This window comes from Actinospica robiniae DSM 44927 (assembly GCF_000504285.1).
In the GTDB taxonomy this organism is placed as follows: Bacteria; Actinomycetota; Actinomycetes; order Streptomycetales; family Catenulisporaceae; genus Actinospica; species Actinospica robiniae.
Genome location: NZ_KI632511.1, coordinates 3,435,090 through 3,455,498, shown reverse-complemented (window position 1 = coordinate 3,455,498; position 20,409 = coordinate 3,435,090). Strand labels below are relative to the sequence as shown.

Genomic DNA, 20,409 nt, shown 5'->3' with positions numbered 1-20,409 from the left:
TCAGTTGACGCTTCGTCCACCAGCGTCCGACCAGTGCGGCGCGTTCCAGATCTCCGCGATCGCGGCGGCTCTGGCGAAGTGGGCGGCGGCATCGTCGGGGCGGCCGAGGAGGACGGCGAGTTCGCCGAGCGTGTGGGCGACCGGACGAACGGCGAGGGAGAGGCTGACGACTCCGGCCGGCGGCCCGTCCTGTTCGGCCAGCAGGTCCGCGTAGATCCGAGCGGCAGCCTCCCGGTCGTTCAGCGCGACGATCGCCATCGCGCGCAGGCTCATCAGGAAGCTGAAGAAGAAGTCGGGCCGGATCGGGCTTTGTGAGTTCTGCGCCCGGCGCAGGCCGCGGGCCTCGTCTTCGCGGCCGGCGGCGTGGAGGGCGAGCACCAGCAGATCCGCGACCATCGGGCCCAATGCCTCGTGTAGCGCGCGCACCTCGTCCAGGTGGTCGCCGAGCGATCCGTCGTTCAGCCAGATCGCCGCGAGGGCGAGGCTGCGGAAGCCGGTGTGCACCGATCCGGCGCGCTCCATGCGTTCGGTGGCCTCGGTGTAGCAGTGTTCCGCGTCGGCGAAACGGCCTTCGATCAGCGCCAGGGTCGCGAGCGCGATCTCGCAGACGCCGGTCGCCTCGGCCATCCGGTAGGCGCGGGCGAGTTCGAGGGCTTCCTCGGTGACGCGTCGCATGGTCGCCGGGTCGTTGGCCGCGGCGGCGTTCACCGCCTGATTGATCAGTCCGGCCACGCGGTAGACGGGCAGGTCGTGCGTTATGCCGATGTCCACGAGTTCGCGCGCGTACTCCTCCCGTCCGTCGTCGCGCACGAGGACCAGCAACGCCGCGGCCCGCAGGCGGGGATCGGTCGCGAGGTCGAGCGCTTCGCGCGCCGCCGCCATGACCGTCGGGTCGTCCTCGCCGACGGTCTCGTCGGCGTATGCCGTCAACAGGCGGGAACGCACGTCGCCGGCGAGGTCGGTCCGCCGAAGCAGGCGGGTGAGGCGGTCCACGATGCGACGGTCGACCGTGCCGTATGTGCGTGCCTGCCAGGAGGTGGGCTCGGTCCACGCGGTGAACGCGGCGATCATCAGGTCGTCGCGGCCGATCGACTCGGCGTACTGGACGGCCCTTTCGCGCGTCTCCCTCGCGGCGGCGACCGCTCCGGCCCTGATCTGCGCGCGCAGCAGTCTGCCGAGCAGGTCGACGCGCTCGTCGGGGTCGGTGGAGCCGGCGACGGCGTCGGTCAGCAGCGCGGCCGCCACGTCGTGGGCGTACCGAGCCTCGGCGAGTTCGGCGGCCTGCACGCAGTATCCGACGGCCTTCGGCGATCCCGCCCGCGCCGAGTGGTGCGCCAGCGCGGCGAGGTCGCCGCCGCCCTCCAGCGCCGCGGCGATCCGCGCGTGCATCCGGGTGGCCCGCAAACGGCTGATATCGGCGATTAGCGTGTCCCGGACCAGCGCGTGAACGAAACGGACCCGCCCGGGCGCCGGCTCGTCGAGCAGCCCGGCGATCACGCCCGCGTCCAGCGCGTCCAGCACGCCGTCCTCATCGGCGTCGGCGGCGTGGACGAGCACGTCCACGGAGCTCTCCCGGCCGGCGACGGCCGCCAGCCGCAGGATGGAGACGCCGGCCTCGGGCAGCCGTGCCAATCGGCGCCGCAACACGTCCCGCACACCCTCGGGCACCTCGGAGAGGGCGACAAGCGCGCCTTCGCCCGACAACAGCCGCGTGCTCTCCCGCACATAGAACGGATTGCCGCCGGTCCGTTCGGCGATCGCGGCCACGGTCGCGTCGTCGGCCTCGCACTCAGCGTGTATGAGTTCTGCGACGGCACGGCCGTCCAGGCCCGCCAGGTCCACCCGAAGCGGCCCGACGCGGGCGACGGAGCCGAGCGCGTCGGTGAGGCGTCCGCCCTCGTCCGCACGGTACGCGGCGACGACGAAGATCCGCGCCCGTGTGCCGAGCCCGCCGGCGAGCAGCTCCAATGTGGCGGCGTCCGCCCACTGCAGATCGTCGAGGATGACGGCGACGGGCCGGTCGGCGCACGCTTCCGCGAGCCAGCCCCACAAGGCCTGACGCAGCCGGAAGCGTCCTGCCGAGGCGTCGCCGTCGGCAAGTGCGCGGTCGGAGAGCAACGGCGCCAGGTCGTGCGCGAACTCGCCCGGTGGAACGCTCGCGGCCACCACGCGCAGCGCCTCGACCCACGCCCACGTGGGCGGCGCGCCGTCGGCCTCGGGGCAGCTCCCGGCGGCCACGAGCCAGCCGTCCTGCTCGAGCCGGCTCCCGAGGTGCTCGAGCAGCGTCGATTTGCCGAGCCCCGCCTCCCCGGTGACGAGCGCGACGCGTACGCCGTCCGCTGCGCTGGCCTGCTCGGCGGCCGCCACAAGCGCCGCGAGCTCGCTCTCACGCCCGATGAAGGGCTTGGCGGGGGAGACATTCGGCGGCAGCGAAACAGAAGGCTGCGACGGCTGCGACGCCAGCGGCAGCGGCAGCGGCAGCGGCGAGCGCGGGGGCACCGGCGCGATGGCCGACCGGAGGAAATCGATGTTCTGAGAAAGGACTGCCTCCTCGAGAGCCACCAGATCCGGACCGGGGTCGAGGCCGAGCTCGTCGGCGAAAGTGGCGCGGGCGCGGCGGAGCGCGGCCAGAGCGTCGGCCTGCCGGCCGGTACTCCACAGCGCAAGGGCATGCATGCGCCAGGCTGCCTCGCGAAACGGCGCATCGCGGGTGAGGCGGTCCGCCTCGGGTACCACCGCGACGTCGCCGAGTCGCAGCCCTGCGGCGATGCGCAGCTCGCGCGCGACCAGACGCAGCTCGTCGAGCCGGGCGGTCTCGGCAACGGCCCACGGCTCGTCGGCGGCCTCGGCGAACGCCGGTCCGCGCCACAGGGCCAGCGCCTCGTCCAGCCGTGCGCGGACCTCGCGCGGAGCGGCGAGAGTACGAGCACTGTCAAGCAGTTCCTCGAAGAGCCATGCGTCCACCGACTCCGGCGCCACCCGCAGGGCGTAGCCGGGCGACGCGCTCACGAGCAGGCGGGCCGGGGTGCGCGGCGGGCGGCCGGGCTCCAGCAGGCGGCGCAGGTTGGACACGTAGGCCTGCAACGAAGCCAGGGCACGAGCAGGGGGCTCGCCGCGCCACAGGTCCTCGACCATCCGATCGACCGGCACGACCTGACCGTGCGCCGCCACCAGCAGGGCCAGCACACCGCGCTGCCGCGGTCCGCCGAGGGGCACGGACTCGCCGCCGACCTCGGCCGCGAAGGAACCCAGCACGCGGATCAGGACCATGACGCGCCTGATCATACCCGTGGCCGTCCGAGCGCGGCGTTCCAAGCCGTCTCCAAGTGTCCTCCAAAGCCCCGGGAGCAGTCTGAAGACACCACGAACCGATGAAACCGATGAAGGGCAGGAACACCGCGATGAGCGTCGACACCCAGGACATGGAGATCGTCCACCGCGCCTTCCGCCGCGAGTCGCGGCTGCTGATCGAGCTCGTCACGGCGGTGACCCCGGGCGACACCGGGCGGGCCAAGGTGATCGCCGACCACTTCCGCGACTACCGGCTGGGGCTGAAGAACCACCACGAGGGCGAGGACGAGCTGCTCTGGCCGCCGCTGCTGTCCCGAGTCGATCTGCAGGCCGACATCGTCCTGCGCATGGAGGCCCAGCACGAGCGCGTGGCCGCGACCCTGGCCAGGCTGGACGCCGCGGTCCCCGCATGGGAGGCAGCCGCCGACGCCGACCGGCGCGACGCCCTCGTGGCGGCCCTCGCCGACCACCGGGCCGTCCTGCTCGAGCACCTCGACGACGAGGAGGCCACCCTCCTTCCGCTCGCAGCCGAGCACATCACCGAGGCGGAGTGGGCCTCGCTTGGCGACCACTTGGTGGCCAACACGCCCAAGCTGACATTGCTCACGTTGTTCGGCCTCGTCCTCGAGGACGCGAGCGAATCCGAGCGCGCCCTTCTGCTGTCCGTCCTGCCCGCCCCGGTCCGCGGCATCTGGCACCTGGTCGGCCGGCCCCGCTTCGTCCGCCACATCCGCCGCGTCCGCGCCGCCTGACCTACTGTCGGCGCGTCGATCAGGATCGTCGAGAGTCCTGCGGTGGGTCACGCCGCCTTTCTACCCGGCCGGCCGGTTCCATGTACGCCTTAACGCTTGGACACGGCGTCGGTCGGCCCGGCACGATGGTGCGCGACAAAGTCGGACGGCTGCGGGGCTGCATCGACGTGATGGGGTGTCAGGGGAGCGGGGATTCAAGACGATGCAGTCCACGGTGACGGTCACTCCCGCGCAGCTGCCCGCGTTCCTGCTCGACGTCGCCGTCGTGCGGCCGGTCTTCCTGTGGGGCGCACCGGGTATCGGCAAGTCGAGTCTGGTGCGCGAGTTCGCCGCGTCGCTCGGGCTCGAGTGCGTCTCGCTGCTCGGCACCCAGCTCGCTCCGGAGGACCTGATCGGCGTGCCGCAGATCCATGACGGGCGCAGCCGGTTCTGCCCGCCCGAGATGATCGCGCGCGACGAGCCGTACTGCCTGTTCCTGGACGAGCTCAACGCCGCCCCGCCGGACGTGCAGAAGTCGTTCTACTCGCTGATCCTGGACCGTCGCATCGGCTCGTACGAGCTGCCGCCGGGTTCCGTGGTGATCGGCGCCGGCAACCGCGCCACCGACAACGCGCTCGCGCGCCCGATGCCCTCGGCTCTCGTCAACCGGCTGGTGCACCTGCATCTGCGGGCGAGTGCCGCGGACTGGCTGGCGTGGGCGGGCGTGGCCGGGATCCACCCGTGGATCCTCGACTACCTGACCGAGCGCCCGGACCAGCTCTGGGCCCCGGCGCCGAAGACGGAAGAGCCCTTCTCCACGCCCCGGTCGTGGCACATGCTCTCCGACACACTGCATTCCGCGGGTCCGGAGATCAGCGAGCAGACGCTGCAGATCCTGGCCAGGGGCACGCTCAGCCCCACCCACGCGTCAGGGTTCTGCGGATACGTGAAGATCGTGCGCAACGCCTACGGTTTCGAGGCGATCCTCAAGGGCGACGCCCGCTGGCCCGCCCGGCCCGAGGACCGCGACCTGCTCTACTTCCTGGCCGAGGCGTTCCGCGCGCGGCTGCTGCGGGAGCTGCCCGCCACCAAGGGCCACGGCTCCGCCGCCGGGCGCCAGCTCGGCTTCCGGGCGAAGGCGCTGCTGGTGGAGCTGGCCGAGGTCTCGCTCGAAGTCGCGCAGAGCGTGATCGCGGCCGACGAGGACGGCGCGCAGGCGCTGCCGGGCTGGTTCCTGGTGGAGGCCGCCCGCGATCTGCCCGCCCTGATCGCGGCACGGGCCTGATGCCGGCCGGCCGCGGCGGTCCCAAGCAGGCGCCGCCCGGCGCCGAGAACCTGTTGCGGGGCCGCGAGATCCTGGCCGCCCACCAGGGGTTCCGGCATATCCGCCTCGGCACCGAGTGCGGGCAGCGCGACTGCCCGCAGGCGCCGCGTCGGGGCCTGGTTGTCGTGGACTCGCGCGGCTCCGTGCACGTCAACCTCTGGGCGAAGACCGAGCCGGTGGTCTGGGCCTGGGCGATCGGGCACGCCCGGATACACCTGGGCCTGGGGCACGTCCCGGCCGAGCGCTCGCCTGGACCGGAGCCGGACGACGCGCTGCGGGCGGCGCGCTGTGTCGTCGTCAACCGTTTCCTGCACGGATTCAAGGTCGGCGAGCACCCCTCCGGCGAGTGTGAGTGGCCCGAGGGGGACGAAGAGACCCTCGCGGCCACCTGGCGCGTCACCGGAATCCCGGCCCGTTACGCCGCCTGCGGATCCGCGGGCGAGGAGACGGACCATCGGCAGAAGCCGCATACCGCCTCGACCGATCCACCTGACTGGCCGGCGGAGTTCGCTTCCCAGCTCACCCGCGCGGTCGCCGACTCCATCCGGCTCGCCAGCGGCAGGACCGAGGCGGAGGACAAGCGCGCCTGGGACGCGGCGCTCGAGTGGTTCGTCTCCTCGTTCCCGCTCCTCGGCGCGATCGCCGCCCGGATGCGGATCGTCGCCGACGCCGATCTGGCCGCGGCGGCGCGGATCTCCATCGCCGCGGTGGACTCGGCGCTCGGCGAGATCTACGTCAACCCGCGGGCCGGACTGACCCAGGACGAGTGGCGTTTCGTGCTCGCCCACGAGATGCTCCACGCCGCTCTGCGCCACGCGGACCGGGTCGGCGGGCGCGACCGGTACCTGTGGAACGTGGCGTGCGACTACGTCATCAACGGCTGGCTGCTCGAACTCGCGGTCGGCGCGATGCCGGACGGGCTGCTGCACGACCCGCAGCTGGCCGGGCTCTCGGCCGAGCAGGTCTACGACCGGATCGCCACCGACCTGCGCCGCCTGCGCAAGCTCGGCACGCTGCGCGGACGCGGGCTCGGCGACGTGCTGACCGAACCGCTGCCGCGTCCCGGGGAAGCGGTGACCGCGGTGGACCTCGACGAGTTCTACCGCAAGGCCCTGATCGACGGCCGCGCCTACCACGAGGCGCGCCGCGGCCTGCTGCCCGCCGGCCTGGACGCCGAGATCAAGGCTCTGGAACACCCGCCGCTGCCCTGGGACGCCAGGCTGGCCCGCTGGTTCGACGAGCACGTGCCGGCTGACGCGCCGCGCCGCAGCTACGCTCGCCCCTCCCGGCGGCAGTCCGCGAGCCCGGACATCCCCCGGCCCGGGCGGCTGATCCCCACCGAGGCGGCGCCCCGGCACACCTTCGGTGTCGTGCTCGACACGTCCGCGAGCATGTCGCCGCGCCTGCTCGGCAAGGCGCTCGGCGCCATCGCCTCCTACGCCTTGGCGCATGACGTTCCGGCCGCCCGCATCGTCTACTGCGACGCCGCGCCGTACGACGCCGGATACCTGCCGGTCGAGAGCATCGCCGGCCGGGTGCGCGTGCGCGGGCGCGGCGGCACCGCACTTCAGCCTGCTATCAATCTTCTGATACGCGCCCGGGACTTCCCGGCCGAGGCGCCGATCCTGATCATCACCGACGGGGAGTGCGAGCCGCTGCACGCACCCGCCCGCGAGCACGCCTACCTGCTGCCGCGCGGCGCCCGCCTCCCGTTCACGCCGCGCGGCGAGGTCTTCGAAGTGCGCTGAGATAGACGGGGATCAGAAGTCGATGTGCTCGTATTCGACGCTCGCCAGCCAGCCGGTCAGCTGCGCCAAGCGGTCGCGGGTGAGGCCGTGGGCCATCCATTCCTCCTGATGGTCGAGGTGGAGGAACCCCTTCCCGGCGAACGCCTCCCGCAAGTAGTCGGTGAACGTCAAGCCGTGCGGTTCATCGCGGACGAGCGGGTCGGCGCCGGCGTCGGGCAGCCAAACCGAGTAAGGAGCCCCGCCGCTGATGTCGGCTTTGTGCAGGTAGTCGGCGGCGATGGTCACTTCCAGCGGGCCGGCGAGTTCGGGGTGCAGCTCTCCGGACTCGTCCTGCCACTCGTCGACGGAGAACCACGCGGTGTCGAGGTCGATGATCTCCAGCGGGTCGGCCACCGCGAGCTGCTCCGGCACGCCCGGCGGGAACGGTTCACCCCAGGAATCACGCGGGACGAGGTCGATCGTGCCGACGACGCGCCAGAAAGCCGCCAACGCCGGCGGCACGGCAGACCCGGTGATCTGCTCGAGTTCCCGCAGCCTGTCCTCGACATCCGGGTCGGGTCCCGGCAGCGCCTTCTCCAGGGTGACCGGCCAACCGCGGGCGATCAGAGCCTCGGCGAGGTTGACGGCGTTGCGCCGGACCCGCTCCATGGTCAGCGCAGCCACCTGTTCGGCCTCAGCGCGCCACGCGTCGTCCAGATGAGCGACCGCCCCGAGTTCGCTCCACACGGCGCGGTGGTCCCCGCTCTCGTACCGTGCGACGAGATCGCCGGAACGCAGCTCTCTGACATCAGACTGCGGTCGCGACGCCCGCGAAGCCCGCGCCGCTCTGGCGGCGTCGAGCGCCGGTCCGGTGACCGCGGGATCGGTGTACTTGAGCGCATCGCGGGCCGGTCGGCCGAGGATCCGGTGGTCGCGAAGGCGGATGCACAGGTCGAGCCAGCGGCGGTCCTGAGAGAGCAGGTCGGGCAGCTCGTACGGTTGCCACACGGGGTCCGAACCGGAGAACATCCCCGGTGACAGGAAGCCGAGAGCCTCGGCGGCAGCCGCCCATCCGCTCGCGGAGGCCAGGCATTCATCGGCGAACAGGTGACCGACGTTGTCCCAGGCCGTCCCCTCGTTGCTGAACATGACCTTCAGTGCCATGAACCGGCCGAGGTGCTCGTGGTCGTGGATCCCTTGCCGCAGCACGTCGCGGGCCTCGGCGTTCCCGATCCCGAACAGTGCGTGCGCGGCGTCCACCTCGACCGGGTGGACCGGGCAGTGCTGCCACAGCCCTGCCAATGTCGGGACGGCCGGCTCATAGCGCAGCTGGCCGAGTGCTCGGATCTGCCCCTGGACCTCCCGCAGGTCGGCGACGCTGCGAACGGCGGTGATGCTCGCGTCCTGCCGGGCCTTGGCTTCCTGGGGCGTGAGGTTCTGCTCCTGCTCGATGCTGAGGCGCGTCCTGTGCTCGAAGTCCGGCCAGGCGGCGAGAGCCTCCAGGAGGGAGGCCAGCACGTGCGCTCCGTCGATCGCATCCCTCTCCGCGTTTTCCGTCACCCGCACAGTATGTCAGCAGGTGAAGCCAGAGGTCACCGACGCGAAAACGCCCGGCCCCGCGCGGCCGTCTCGGCGAATCAGGCTTCGTCGAGACGGCCGCGCAGGGCCGGGAGACCGGGTGATCCGAGCTGGCGGGGTCACGCTCGGGCGCTTGAGCGTCAGGCCCGCTTCTCGAAGGTGGAGACCGACCAGAAGTATCCGAGCACTGCGAAGGCGACGCACCAGGCGACGGCCGCGATCGCGTTCCCGGCCGTCGGGCCGTGGCCGCCGAGCAGGGCGCGCAGGGTCTCGATGATCGGGGTGAAGGGCTGGTATTCGACGAACTGCTTCACGCCGGGCTTCATCGTGGACGCCGGGACGAACGCGCTGCTGAGGAACGGCAGCATGATCAGCGGCACGGTGCCCATGCCGGCCGACTCCGGGGTCTTGGCGGCCAGGCCCAGGGCGACGGTCAGCCAGCTGGTCGCGAACGCCAGCAGCAGCACGAGGCCGATCACCGCGAGCCACTGCACCGCCCCGGCGTGCGGACGGAAGCCGATCGCGAAGCCGACGCCGATGATCGCCGCGACCGCTATGAGGGCGCGCACCGTCGTGGCGGCGACGTGGCCGTTCATCACCGCGCCGCGGGAGACGTCCATGGCCTTGAACCGGTTGATGACGCCCTTGGTCAGGTCGCCGTTGACCTCGGTCGCGGTCGGGCCGAGGCCGTAGGTCACGGCCATCACCAGCAGGCCCGGCACCGCGTAGTCGACGTAGTTGCCCGCGACCTTGAATCCGCCACCGAAGATGAACACGAACATCAGCATCATGATGATCGGGAACAGCACGGCGTTGAACACTGTGACGGGGTTGCGGACGGTGTGCTTGAAGTTGCGGCGCAGCATGATCGCCGAGTCCTGAAGCGAGGCGGATGCGGTGCTCATGCGGAGACCTCCACGGTCTGCTCGGTGGTGTGCCCGGTCAGGGCGAAGAAGACGTCGTCGAGGTCCGGCGTGTGCACGGAGAACTCGTCGGCGTAGATGCCGTATTCGTCGAGCCGGTCCAGCAGGGCCTTGATCGAGCGCGAGTCGCCCTCGCTCGGCACCCGCAGGGTCAGCTCCGTCTCGTCCGCGGTGGATTCGCGGAAGATCCGCGCCGCCGCCTGCAGGACGTTGTCCCCGGCGAACCGCAGCCGGACGTGGGTGCCGGGGATCCGGCGCTTGAGCTCCTCCGGGGTGCCGTCGGCCACGATCCGGCCGCCGTCGAGCACGGCGATCCGGCCGGCGAGCTGGTCGGCCTCCTCCAGGTACTGGGTGGTGAGGAAGATCGTGGTGCCGTCCGCGACCAGCTCGCGCACGATCTCCCACATCGTGCGCCGGCTGCGCGGGTCGAGCCCCGTCGTCGGCTCGTCGAGGAAGATCACCCGCGGGCCGCCGACCAAGGTCATGGCCAGGTCGAGCTTGCGGCGCATGCCGCCGGAGTAGGTCGAGGCGAGCTTGTCGGCCGCCTCGACGAGGTCGAACCGCTCCAGCAGCCCCCCGACGAGCCGGCCGCCGTCGCGCACCCGCTTCAGGTCCGCGATCAGCTGCAGGTTCTCCCGGCCCGAGAGCAGTTCGTCGACCGCGGCGAACTGCCCGGTCACGCCGATCGCCTTGCGCACCTGCTTCGTCTCGGCGGCGACGTCGAATCCGGCGACGCGGGCCGTGCCGGCGTCGGGCGTCATCAGCGTCGCGAGGATGTTCACGGTGGTCGTCTTGCCGGCCCCGTTCGGGCCGAGCAGGGAGAAGATCGTGCCGGATTCGACCTCGAAGTCGATGCCGTCGAGCACGGCCTTGTCGCCGTACGCCTTGCGCAGTCCCTGGACCGCTATCGCTGAACTCGTCATGTCTCTAAGGTGCCGGGCCGCCCTGACACGGCTCCGCCGCGGCGCTGACACGGCCCGGCCCCGCCTCCGCCACGGATCGGTCGCCCGGCGAAACCGGCAGGTCGGCCTACACGAGCCCCCGCTCGGCGAGCGCCGTGTAGATGTGCTTGACGGACTCGGCCACGGTGAGGCCGTCGGTCTCCACCCGCAGTTCCGGCCGGTCGGGGATCTCGTAGGGGTCGTCGACGCCGGTCAGGCCACGGATCTCGCCGGCCCGCCGGCGGCGGTAGAGGCCTTTGACGTCGCGCCGTGCGCAGACCTCGACCGCGGTGGCGATGTGCACCTCGACGAACCAGACACCGTGCGCGGCGTGCCCGGCCCGGACGTCGTCCCGCGAGCAGGCGTACGGCGCGATGACCGGGGCCAGAACCTTGACCCCGTGCGTGGCCTGCGTCCGCGCGAGCAGGCCGATGCGCTGGACGTTCGTGATCCGGTCGGCTCGGGAGAAGCCGAGATCACTGCTGAGCGTCGCCCGGATCTCGTCGCCGTCGAGCACCTGGACCCGGTGCCCTTCCTCGCATAGGACGTCGGCGAGCGCCGCGGCGATGGTGCTCTTCCCGGAGCTGGGCAGGCCGGTGAGCCAGATCGTCGCGCCGACGGTACGTGGATCGATCACCGTGCTCACTCCTCCTTCCCGGCGGACCCGGCCGCGCATGCATCGAGTATGAAGCTGCCAAGCCGGCGGATGCCCGCAACGTCAGAGGGTGAACCCGGCCGGATGCGAACGACGGCCTGACCGCATCACCTCAGGACGGCATCGGACCACTGGGCCAGCTGCTGCGCGAGCGGCTTGCTGCGTTCCATGGCCTCGAAGGTCGCGTCGTCCCGGCCGGGGTCGGTTCCGCCCTTCCGGTCGTTCGCCGCGGAGGCGACGACTTGCGCACCGAGCCAGCTGTATTTGGCGACGGCGCAGGCGGCGATCGCCGCGCGCGTCTCGTCCGCGGAGCCGGCCCAGCCGCCCTCGGCCAGACCTTTGACATACCCGTCGGTGATCGCTTCGGCGAGCTCGGGCAGGCTCGCCATGTCGATCAGGCCGTCCGTCACGCTGTCGACGATCAGGTTGGCCGGATCCTCGCCGACCGCGCCTTCACCGACGAACGCCCAGTCGATCAACACTGAGGTGCCGGAGCTGTCCTCGATCAGGTTGGCGGGCCACAGGTCGAGGTGGCAGAGCGTGCGTGCGCACGCAGTCGCGGCATCAAGGGCCTGCGAACGAGACTCCCACAGCCGACGCAGCGAATGTCGTGTCTCAGCCGGCCAGGCTCGCACGGCCGGGTCGTCCCAGTCGGCGTCGCTGATGTCGACGGTGGCATGAGGCCCGTGGCGGAGGTACTGGGCCAGCCAACCGCGGGAGAGCCACGGAAGTTCGGCGGATGAAGGGACGCGCCCGGCCCAGCGCGCCTGCCCGACGCCGAGCTCGTGCGCGAAGCGGCCGAGGCGCTGCGTGGGCACTTCGAAACCGGAGGGTCCGACGACGTCCTCGAGCCAGAGCTCGATGCTGCCGTCAGCCCGGGTGTCGAGGGAATGCAGGCTGGGCGCGCGGATGCCGGCGTCGCGGAACGCGGAGTGCGCGAAGCCCGATTCGTATGCCTCGACCTCGCGCCGCCAGTAGTTGAAGTGGTCCGGCGCAGCGCTCGTCGGCCAAGCCGTGGCGGCGGCTTGCGGACCCGTCGTCGGCGATGCGGGCGGACGGAAGATTTTCAGGATCCTGCTTCGCCCGCCATTGTCCGGCACCCGGAAGACACCGCCCGACGCGGCGTTCTCTTCGTTGTGCGGCAACGCAATCCGCTCTTCGGTCACCCGCGCCGCCCTTCATCGCCTTCTGTCAAAGACTCGAGCATGGTCGCGATGATGGTTTCGAACGAAGGTTGCGGCAAGGAAATCGCTCGGAGGCCTCAGACGCAGAAGGCTGATCGTCACCCCAGCGCGCGGTCCAGGTGCTCCGCGGCGATGATCAGGGACAGGTGCGTCAGAGCCTGCGGGAAGTTGCCCAGCTGCTCGCCGGCCTGGCCGATCTCCTCGGCGTACAGGCCGAGGTGGTTGGCGTAGGTGAGCATCTTCTCGAAGGCCAGCCGGGCCTCGTCGAGCCGGCCCGCGCGGGTGAGGGCGTCGACGTACCAGAAGGTGCAGATCGAGAAAGTGCCCTCGGACCCGCCGACACCGTCGGGGCTGGCGGCCGGATCGTAGCGGTAGACCAGGGAATCGGAGGCCAGGTCCTTGCCGAGCGCGTCCAGAGTGGAGAGCCACTTCGGGTCCGTGGGCGAGATGAACTTCGCCATCGGCATCATCAGCAGCGACGAATCGAGCACGTCGCCGTCGAGCTGCTGGACGAACGCGCCCCGCTCCTGCGACCATCCGCGCGTCATGATCTGCCGGTAGATGGCGTCGCGAGACGAGCGCCAGCGGGCCAGGTCGGCCGGCAGCCCGCGCCGGTGCGCCATCCGGATCGCCCGCTGCAGCGCGACCCAGCACATCAGCCGCGAGTAGACGAAGTTGCGCGGGCCGGCCCGGGTCTCCCAGATGCCGTGATCCGGCTGGTCCCAGTGGTCGCAGAGCCAGTTGACGGTGATCGCCACCCGCTCCCAGATTCCGCTGCTGATCGGCTCCCCCCACTTGTCGTAGAGGTAGACCGAGTCGATCACGGCCCCGTATATGTCCAGCTGGACCTGGTCGGTGGCCGCGTTCCCGATGCGGACCGGGGAGGATCCGAGATAGCCCTCGAGGTGCGGGAGTTCCTGCTCCGGCATCTCGCTGCGCCCGTCGATGCCGTACATGATCTGCAACGTGCCGGACGCGCCGAGCTCGGGCAGGTTCGCCCGCCCGTACTGTCCGAGGAATCCCATGAACGCCCGGGCCTCGGTCGCGAAACCCAGGCGCAGCATGGCGTACATGCACAGGGCCGCGTCGCGGATCCAGACGTAGCGGTAGTCCCAGTTGCGCTCGCCGCCGATCCGCTCCGGCAGGCTCGTCGTCGGCGCGGCGACGATCGCCCCGGTCGGCGCGTAAGTCAGTAGCTTGAGGAGCAGCGCGGAACGGTTCACCATCTCCCGCCACCGGCCGTGGTAGTGGGAGCCGGCCAGCCACCGGCGCCAGAACTCCACGGTCGCGCGGAACTCGTCCTCGGCCTCCAGCTCCGGGCAGGCACGTGGTCTGACATCGTCGCTGAGTTCGTCGAGGGCGAACACGGCGGATTCGCCCTCGGCGAGCTCGAATCGCGCCCGCACGTCGGTGCCGTCGGTCTCCAGCGGCTTCGTGGCGGTCAGGCCCAGCGACAGCGACGGGGAATGGAAGAGCGCCTGCCCGTCCTGCACCTCCACGGTGTGCCGCTCGGTGCCGTAGCCGAACCGGGGCGCGACGGTCGCGCGGAACGGCAGCGACCCGCGCACGCAGAAGACCCGGCGGATCAGCCGGTGGCGCCCCGCCTCCTGCGACTCGTCGACGATCGGCATGAAGTCCTGCACCTCGCCGACGCCGTCCGGCGCGAAGAACCTGGTGATCAGGACGTTCGTGTCCGGGAAGTAGAACTGGCGGGTGCGCGCGGGCCGGTCCACCCGCAGCTCGAACGACCCGCCCCGATCGGCGTCGAGGATCGAGCCGAACACGCTGGGCGCGTCGAAGCGCGGGCAGCAGTACCAGTCGATCGTCCCGTTCGTGGCGACGAGGGCGGAGGTGCGCAGATCACCGATCAGGCCGTGTTCCGAGATCGGCAGGTAGCGGATGCCGTCCACGTTTTCGTCCACTATGTCGGCCTCGTCCACCATGTGGGCCTCCCATGCAGTCGCCGGCGATCACCCGGCCGACCGTGCGGTCACGCGGCGCTCAGCACGACCGGCGTCTGCCCGCTGCCGGCCAGCAGCGTCGCCAGCGCCTGGTCGATGTCGGCCATGGCGAAGGCGGCCGGCTCCGGCATGACGATCTCGCCGCGGTCGAGCGCGTGGGCCGCCCGGCCGAGCAGCTCGCCGTCCGGATGCACCCGGATGTAGCGCGGTTCGATGCCGCGCTCGGGGTCCGGCGGCGTGGGATCCGCGATGGTCGTCATCCGTCCGTGGTCGGTGACCACGGACAGCGCGGTGCCGGCGCCGCCGGACGTGGCCACGGCCGCCGCGTCGGCACCGCGGCCGCCGAACAGCCGGCGGGCTTCTTCCGGCCAGTCGGGGTCGTCCCGGTCGAGGACCGCGGCCGCACCCAGCGCGGACACCTGGGTGGTGCAGTCCGGCTCGGAGGTCGCCACGACGTCCAGACCGTGCGCCGAGGCGATCTGCACCAGCAGTCCGCCGATGATCCCTTCCGCCCCGTGGACGAGCAGCGTCTCATTCGGGCGCACCTTCAGGACCTCGAAGAGCAACTCGTACGCGGTCAGCCCGGGCAGCGGCAGGGCGGCCGCGTTCTGCCACGTCAGCCCGGCGGGCTTGAGCGCCACGTGGGCGCTGGGTGCGAGGACGCGCCGGGTCCGGGCTCCGCTGCCCTTCAGCGGATACGTGTGGGTCAGCACCTCGGTCCCCGGAGCGAACCCCTCGGTCTCCGGCCCGGCCTTGATCACCGTGCCCGCCACCTGCACCCCGAGCGCGCACAGCTCGGCCACCCCGCTCTGCCAACCGCCCGCGCGGGTGACGTCGTCCCAGTCGCCGATGCCGGCGCACCGGACCTCGATGAGCACCTCGTCGCCCTCCGGCTCGGGTGCCGGGCCAGGCGTGTACGGGGGCGCGCTCGCGCGCGGCGGCGTGGGCCAGGGCTGCCGCTCGGTCACGGCGGCCGGGCGCGCCGCGGGCGTCGCCGCGGCCTCGGCGGTTTCGTCTTCGGTGCCGGCCGGGACGTGCTTCCCGAGCCAGTCCAGGCAAGCCTCGGCGATCTCCCGCCAGCCGCTGTCGATGATCAGCGAGTGACCGCGGTCGGGGAACTCCATCAGGTCGGCCTCGGCGGAATCGCGGTAGAACCGGTACGCGGACCTGGTGACGGCCTCCGGCACGGCGTGGTCCTCGCCGCCCATCACGAGCAGCAGCGGCCGTCGCACCTCGCTCTCCGCGTCCACGGCGGCTGCCGTGTGCCGGGCGAGGTTGGACGACGTGGCCTCGAACAGCGGGCGCGCGGGAGCGGGGACCGCCCACTGCTCGTACAGCGCGTCCGATTCCTGTTCGGTCAGCGAGTTGCCGAAGGCGTAGCGGAACTGGGCGGGGGTCAGCGACACCGCCTTGTGCCGGTTCGACGGGTTGCGCAGGATCGGCATCGCGGCCTTGAGCGAGGTGGGCGTGGCCGGCATCACCCCCTTGAACTGCGCGGCGTCGATGGCGACCGCCGCGCGCCCGTACCCCATGGCCAGCAGCTTCTGCGCGATCAACCCGCCGACGGAGTGGCCGATCAGCACCGGCGGCTCGGGCAGCTCCGCGATGATCCGGGCGTAGTGGCGGGTGATCTGGTCGATACCCGGATCGGCGACGACGTTCGGATCCGCCCGGGTGCCCTCGACGGTGTCCGGGACGCCGGGCCAGCCCGGCGCGACGGTCCGGTAGCCGTTCGCCTGGTACAGCTCCTCCCACGCTCTCCACGAGGTCGGATGCAGCCACAGGCCGTGGAGGAAAACCACCGGGGTGCCGTCGTGGCCGGTCAAGGTCGGCGCCATGATCCTCACCTGTCCAACGGGGGTCGCGCGATGCTCCTTGCGTGTCCAGTCTTGTACAAAGCCGACCGGCCTGCACGCGGCGAGCCTGGTGCCCGCCTCGGCCGGACCGTCCGACGCCGTCGGCGGACGGTCCGGCCGAGGCCGGGGGTCAGTGCGACTGCGCCTTCAGCCAGTCGCGGTAGCGGGTCGTGGCGAGCTCGGCGCCCTCGCGCGTCGTGATCGCGTCACCCTCGACCGCGGCGAAGAGCCCGGCCTTCTCGTCGGTCACCACCTGGCGCTTGGTGTCGCCGGTCTCGGCCAGCGTGATCCGGCCCAGCTCGTCGAGCTGGAAGACCTCGGGGCCGCCGATGTTCCGGGTGCCCTGCAGCGGAGCGCCGACGGTGGTCTCCACGACGGCCTGCGCGACGTCCGCCGAGCTGATCGGCTGGATCGGGGTCGGCGGCAGGTGCACCGCGTCGCCCTCGGTGGTCCACTGCATGGTCGGCGCGACGAACTCCATGAACTGCGTGGCGCGCACGATCGAGTAGGGCACGGGCCCGGCCTTGACCAGGTCCTCCTGGAGCACCTTGGCGCCGTAGTAGTCGAGCGCCGGGACCAGCTCGGCGCCGACGATGGAGAGCGTCACGATGTGCCGCACGCCCGCCGCCTGCGCGGCCGCCAGCAGGTTGGTCACCGACTTGCGGAAGAACTCGACCGAGGCCTTGTCGAAGGTCGGCGAGTTGGACACGTTCACGACGGCCTCGGCGTCGCGCAGCGCTCCGTCGAGCCCGCTGCCGGTGAGCAGATCGACGCCGGTGGACAGCGAGTGCCCCTTCGCGTCGTGCCCGGCCGCGGTGAGCCGGTCCACCACCTGGGAGCCGATGAGGCCGGTGCCGATGACGGCGATTTTCATGAGTACTCCTCTACTCGGGACATCCGTCCCTGATATGCGATACCTGCTGATGGCCGGTCGGCCGGCCGCAGGCGGTGCCGCCTCGTCACGGCCGGGGCGCGCGGCGGTCGCGGCGCGCCTCCAGCTCCTCCGCGCTGACCGGGACGATCATCGGCCGTCCGGCCGCGCAGAACATGGTGACGAGGAAGCGGGTCTCGGCGTCCGCGAGGTTGTTCGCGTCCTGATAGTGGATGACGTCGTAGCCGGGCTCGTAGAAGGCCTCGCCGGCCTTGACGACCCGTTCCGGCTCGCCTTCGAGTTCGAAGAGCATCTCGCCCTCGAGCACGTAGCCGTAGCACGGGCCGCTGTGGCGGTGCGGCGGCAGGCCCGGCGAGCCCGGCGGGAGCGTGACCAGGATGGTCATCGCCTCCGCGCCCTCCGGCAGCGGCGACGGGTGCGTCACGGTGGCGACCGTCTCGATCCGGGGCGGCGCGGCCCCGTCCGGGCTCGGGATGTGGTGCGCGTGCTGGGCGTTCAAGGTGTTGATGCTCTCCTTCTCGGGGGGCGGGTCGGCGGCTCAGCTCTTGAGGAAGTCCATCAAGTCCTCGTTGAACCGCTCCTTGAATCCGGGGACGACGGTCAGCCCGTGCGGCGCGCCCTCGTAGATCTTCAGCGTGGCGTGCGGGATGAGCTTGACCGACTTCTTCGCGGAGGCGTCGATCGGCACGATCTGGTCGTCGTCGCCGTGGATGAGCAGGGCCGGGACGTCGCCGAAGCCCTTGAGATCCTCGGTCATGTCGACCTCGGAGAAGGCCTTGACGCAGTCCAGCGAGCCCTTCAGGTTCAGCTGCATGGCCTGCAGGAAGAACGTGTCCTTGTTGCCCTGGGTGGCCTTGCTGCCGGGGCGGTTGGCGCCGAAGAAGGGCACGGCGGTGTCCTGCCAGTACTGGGCGCGCTCGGCCCGCAGCCCGGCCCGGATCTCGTCGAACACCTGCATCGGCAGGCCGTCGGGGTTCGCGTCCGTCTTGATCAGCAGCGGCGGGACGGCGCTGACCAGCACCACCTTCGAGACCCGGTCGGTGCCGTGCCGGCCGATGTAGTGCGTCACCTCGCCGCCGCCGGTCGAGTGCCCGACCAGCACGGCGCCGCGCAGGTCCAGGGCGTCGAGCACGGCCCCGAGATCGTCGGCGTAGGTGTCCATGTCATTGCCCTGCCACGGCTGGCTGGAGCGGCCGTGCCCGCGCCGGTCGTGCGCGATGGCGCGGTATCCGTTCTCGGCCAGCAGGTTGAGCTGGTCGTCCCAGATGTCCGCGTTCAGCGGCCAGCCGTGGCTGAAGACGACGGGCGTGCCGGTGCCCCAGTCCTTGTAGAAGATCTCTGTTCCGTCGCGTGTGGTGACGAATCCCATGACTTCTCCTGTCGAATCGTCGGGAGACCGGCCGTGGGCGATGCGGCCGTGCTGCCCCCGCAGCTCGTTGCCGGCCTCACTCATCAACCTATGGTCGTGGGCAGGCGCCCGCATGCCGGAGTTTCACCCGGATGGCGGCTCGACGCCGCGAGGCGTCCGCGGCTGGGCCGGCCGGGTCATTCCGCCAGCTTCCCCTCGGTGGAGACCTCTTCCATCAGCGCGGAGATCTCGGCCGGGATGCCCGGGATGCCCTCCCGGCTGACGCCGCTCGTCGGCGACCACACGAGGTTGACCTGCAGCGCGGGGTCCAGCTCGGGGTAGTCGCTGCGATTGTGGCAGCCGCGGGTCTCCCGGCGCTCCAGCGCCGCCTCGAGGGTGGCCCTGGCCGCGAGGGCCGCGGACTTGAGGTCGAAGGCGTGGGCGAGGTCCTGGAAGCCGGCGATGTCCGGGTGCACGCCGACGTCGCGCATCCGGCGCTCGATCGCGGCGAGTTCGGCCAGCCCGGCGCGCAGGCCCTGCTCGTCCCGGACGACGCCCGCGTGCTCGGTCATCGTGTTGCGGATCGCGCGTTGCAGCGCGCGCACGTTCTCCGGGCCGTCCGCGGCGAGGAGATCGTCGATCTCCGCGCGGGCCTGCTCGATCGCCGCGGCCGAGCGGGGCTGGGCGGTGAGCGACCGCGAGTAGGCGGCGGCCGCCTGACCGGTGATGCGGCCGAAGACCATCAGCTCGATGAGGCTGTTCCCGCCGAGCCGGTTGGCGCCGTGCAGGCCGCTGGCGGCTTCGCCGATGGCGTAGAGGCCGCGCACCTCCGTGCTGTGGTCCTCCGGACGCACCCACACTCCGCCCATCGAGTAGTGCGCGGTGGGCGCGATCTCGATCGGATCGCGCGTGATGTCGAGCATCTGCAGGTCGAGCATGGTCTGGTACACGCGGGGGAGCCGCGTCATGATCGTCTGCCGCGGCAGGTGGGAGACGTCCAGCCACACTCCGCCCTTCGGCGTGCCGCGCCCCTCCTTGATCTCGGTGTAGGAGGCCAGCGCGACGCGGTCCCGGGTGGACAGCTCCATCCGGGCGGGGTCGTAGCGGCTCATGAACCGCTCGCCCTCGGCGTTGCGCAGGATGCCGCCCTCTCCCCGCGCCGCCTCGCTGACCAGCGTGCCCGCCGCGTTCTCCGGCTCGATGATCCCGGAGGGGTGGAACTGCACCAGCTCGGGGTCGCGCAGGCGCGCTCCCGCGTCCACGGCCAGGCGGAACGAGTCGCCGATGTTCTCGTCGCGGCGCGAGGAGGTGCGCCGCCAGATCCGGGTGTGGCCGCCGGTGGCGAGGATGACCGCGTCGGCGTGGATCAGGTAGCGGGTGCCCTCGGCGAGGTCGAAGCCGTAGGCGCCGAACACGGCGCCGTCCTCGACCAGCAACCGGGTGATGTAGACGCCCTCGAGCACCGGGATCTCCAGCTGCTCGGCCCGCCTGATCAGCGCGCGCTGGATCTCCAGCCCGGTGTAGTCCCCGGCGAACGCCGTCCGGCGGAACTTGTGCGCGCCGAAGAAGCGCTGGGAGATCCGGCCGTCCTGCTCCCGGGCGAAGGCCATGCCGTAGCGCTCCAGGTCGTCGATGCCCTGCGCGGCGCCCTGGGAGACGATCTGGACGGTGCGCGGGTCGGCCAGCAGGTAGCTCTCCTTGAGCGTGTCGGCGGCGTGCTGCTGCCAGCTGTCCTCGGGGTCCATGGTGGCCAGGGCCGCGTTGATGCCGCCGGCGGCCAACGCCGTGTGCGCGTCCTGCTTCGGGCGCTTGCCGACCGCGAGGACGTCGACGCCGGCCTCGGCCAGCTCGATCGCCGCGCGCAGCCCCGAACCGCCGGTGCCGATCACCAGCACGAGGGTGGACAGGCTCTTCTCGGTGATGGCCATGGTGTACTCCGATCGCGGGGTTTGTCGTTCACTAAGACCGGACAGGCCAGTGATCTGTGACAGGAATCCC

Annotated in this window: 15 protein-coding genes; 3 read left to right on the top strand and 12 right to left on the bottom strand. The window is 71.5% G+C overall.

Features of this window, described 5'->3' with window-relative positions; genetic code table 11:
• Positions 1-3,270 carry an ATP-binding protein gene (locus ACTRO_RS14680; protein WP_051450843.1) on the bottom strand — a complete coding sequence of 1,090 codons (3,270 nt, stop codon included), beginning with the start codon at positions 3,268-3,270 and terminating at the stop codon, positions 1-3.
• A 131-nt stretch (positions 3,271-3,401) separates the two neighbouring features.
• Between ACTRO_RS14680 and ACTRO_RS14675 the strand changes: the two genes are divergently transcribed.
• The 3 genes from ACTRO_RS14675 (at position 3,402) to ACTRO_RS14665 (ending at position 7,094) form a co-directional block, all read left to right on the top strand.
• Positions 3,402-4,043, top strand: a complete 642-nt coding sequence (locus tag ACTRO_RS14675; protein WP_034274891.1) for a hemerythrin domain-containing protein — start codon at positions 3,402-3,404, stop codon at positions 4,041-4,043.
• Between the two features lie 202 nt (positions 4,044-4,245).
• The gene (locus ACTRO_RS14670) at positions 4,246-5,307 is read left to right on the top strand and encodes an AAA family ATPase (protein WP_034263623.1); all 1,062 of its coding nucleotides are present in this window, start codon (positions 4,246-4,248) and stop codon (positions 5,305-5,307) included.
• A complete protein-coding gene (locus ACTRO_RS14665; RefSeq protein ID WP_034263622.1) occupies positions 5,307-7,094 on the top strand; it encodes a vWA domain-containing protein in 1,788 nt (595 codons plus the stop codon). The genes ACTRO_RS14670 and ACTRO_RS14665 overlap by 1 nt, the downstream gene beginning before the upstream one ends.
• 12 nt (positions 7,095-7,106) lie before the next feature.
• On the opposite strand, the gene ACTRO_RS14660 is transcribed toward ACTRO_RS14665, so the two are convergent.
• The 11 genes from ACTRO_RS14660 to ACTRO_RS14605 form a co-directional block, all read right to left on the bottom strand.
• Positions 7,107-8,633: a hypothetical protein gene (locus ACTRO_RS14660; protein WP_157436204.1), complete on the bottom strand. Its 1,527-nt coding sequence runs from the start codon at positions 8,631-8,633 to the stop codon at positions 7,107-7,109.
• Positions 8,634-8,791: 158 nt separating this feature from the next.
• Entirely contained in the window at positions 8,792-9,556 is a 765-nt protein-coding gene (locus tag ACTRO_RS14655) for an ABC transporter permease (protein WP_034263620.1), read from the bottom strand.
• Positions 9,553-10,497, bottom strand: coding sequence for a daunorubicin resistance protein DrrA family ABC transporter ATP-binding protein (locus tag ACTRO_RS14650; protein WP_034263619.1), 945 nt, complete (start codon positions 10,495-10,497; stop codon positions 9,553-9,555). Before ACTRO_RS14650 ends, ACTRO_RS14655 begins: the two co-directional genes overlap by 4 nt.
• A 106-nt stretch (positions 10,498-10,603) precedes the next feature.
• Positions 10,604-11,191: an adenylyl-sulfate kinase gene (gene cysC / locus ACTRO_RS14645; protein ID WP_051450842.1), complete on the bottom strand. Its 588-nt coding sequence runs from the start codon at positions 11,189-11,191 to the stop codon at positions 10,604-10,606.
• 86 nt (positions 11,192-11,277) lie between these two features.
• Complete coding sequence (locus tag ACTRO_RS43325; RefSeq protein ID WP_169739899.1) at positions 11,278-12,315, bottom strand: aminoglycoside phosphotransferase/kinase family protein; 1,038 nt, start codon at positions 12,313-12,315, stop codon at positions 11,278-11,280.
• Between the two features lie 137 nt (positions 12,316-12,452).
• Complete coding sequence (locus tag ACTRO_RS14630; RefSeq protein WP_051450840.1) at positions 12,453-14,297, bottom strand: glycoside hydrolase family 15 protein; 1,845 nt, start codon at positions 14,295-14,297, stop codon at positions 12,453-12,455.
• 47 nt (positions 14,298-14,344) lie between these two features.
• On the bottom strand, positions 14,345-16,153 hold the full coding sequence (locus tag ACTRO_RS44875) for an alpha/beta fold hydrolase (RefSeq protein ID WP_063628002.1): 1,809 nt from the start codon (positions 16,151-16,153) through the stop codon (positions 14,345-14,347).
• Positions 16,154-16,301: 148 nt separating this feature from the next.
• Positions 16,302-17,045, bottom strand: coding sequence for an SDR family oxidoreductase (locus ACTRO_RS14620; RefSeq protein WP_034263618.1), 744 nt, complete (start codon positions 17,043-17,045; stop codon positions 16,302-16,304).
• A gap of 85 nt (positions 17,046-17,130) precedes the next feature.
• Complete coding sequence (locus tag ACTRO_RS14615) at positions 17,131-17,505, bottom strand: cupin domain-containing protein (RefSeq protein ID WP_051452390.1); 375 nt, start codon at positions 17,503-17,505, stop codon at positions 17,131-17,133.
• A 96-nt stretch (positions 17,506-17,601) separates the two neighbouring features.
• A complete protein-coding gene (locus tag ACTRO_RS14610) occupies positions 17,602-18,432 on the bottom strand; it encodes an alpha/beta fold hydrolase (protein ID WP_034263617.1) in 831 nt (276 codons plus the stop codon).
• A 176-nt stretch (positions 18,433-18,608) separates the two neighbouring features.
• Positions 18,609-20,339, bottom strand: coding sequence for an FAD-dependent oxidoreductase (locus ACTRO_RS14605; RefSeq protein WP_034263616.1), 1,731 nt, complete (start codon positions 20,337-20,339; stop codon positions 18,609-18,611).
• Positions 20,340-20,409: the final 70 nt, after the last annotated feature.

Coding starts and splice junctions, on each gene's coding strand:
- ACTRO_RS14655 (WP_034263620.1), bottom strand. CDS start 9,556: ATGAGCACCGCATCCGCCTCGCTTCAGGACTCGGCGATCATGCTGCGC.
- ACTRO_RS14680 (WP_051450843.1), bottom strand. CDS start 3,270: ATGGTCCTGATCCGCGTGCTGGGTTCCTTCGCGGCCGAGGTCGGCGGC.
- ACTRO_RS14675 (WP_034274891.1), top strand. CDS start 3,402: ATGAGCGTCGACACCCAGGACATGGAGATCGTCCACCGCGCCTTCCGC.
- ACTRO_RS14670 (WP_034263623.1), top strand. CDS start 4,246: ATGCAGTCCACGGTGACGGTCACTCCCGCGCAGCTGCCCGCGTTCCTG.
- ACTRO_RS14650 (WP_034263619.1), bottom strand. CDS start 10,497: ATGACGAGTTCAGCGATAGCGGTCCAGGGACTGCGCAAGGCGTACGGC.
- ACTRO_RS44875 (WP_063628002.1), bottom strand. CDS start 16,153: ATGGCGCCGACCTTGACCGGCCACGACGGCACCCCGGTGGTTTTCCTC.
- ACTRO_RS14620 (WP_034263618.1), bottom strand. CDS start 17,045: ATGAAAATCGCCGTCATCGGCACCGGCCTCATCGGCTCCCAGGTGGTG.
- cysC (WP_051450842.1), bottom strand. CDS start 11,191: ATGCGCGGCCGGGTCCGCCGGGAAGGAGGAGTGAGCACGGTGATCGAT.
- ACTRO_RS14605 (WP_034263616.1), bottom strand. CDS start 20,339: ATGGCCATCACCGAGAAGAGCCTGTCCACCCTCGTGCTGGTGATCGGC.
- ACTRO_RS14630 (WP_051450840.1), bottom strand. CDS start 14,297: ATGGTGGACGAGGCCGACATAGTGGACGAAAACGTGGACGGCATCCGC.
- ACTRO_RS14610 (WP_034263617.1), bottom strand. CDS start 18,432: ATGGGATTCGTCACCACACGCGACGGAACAGAGATCTTCTACAAGGAC.
- ACTRO_RS14665 (WP_034263622.1), top strand. CDS start 5,307: ATGCCGGCCGGCCGCGGCGGTCCCAAGCAGGCGCCGCCCGGCGCCGAG.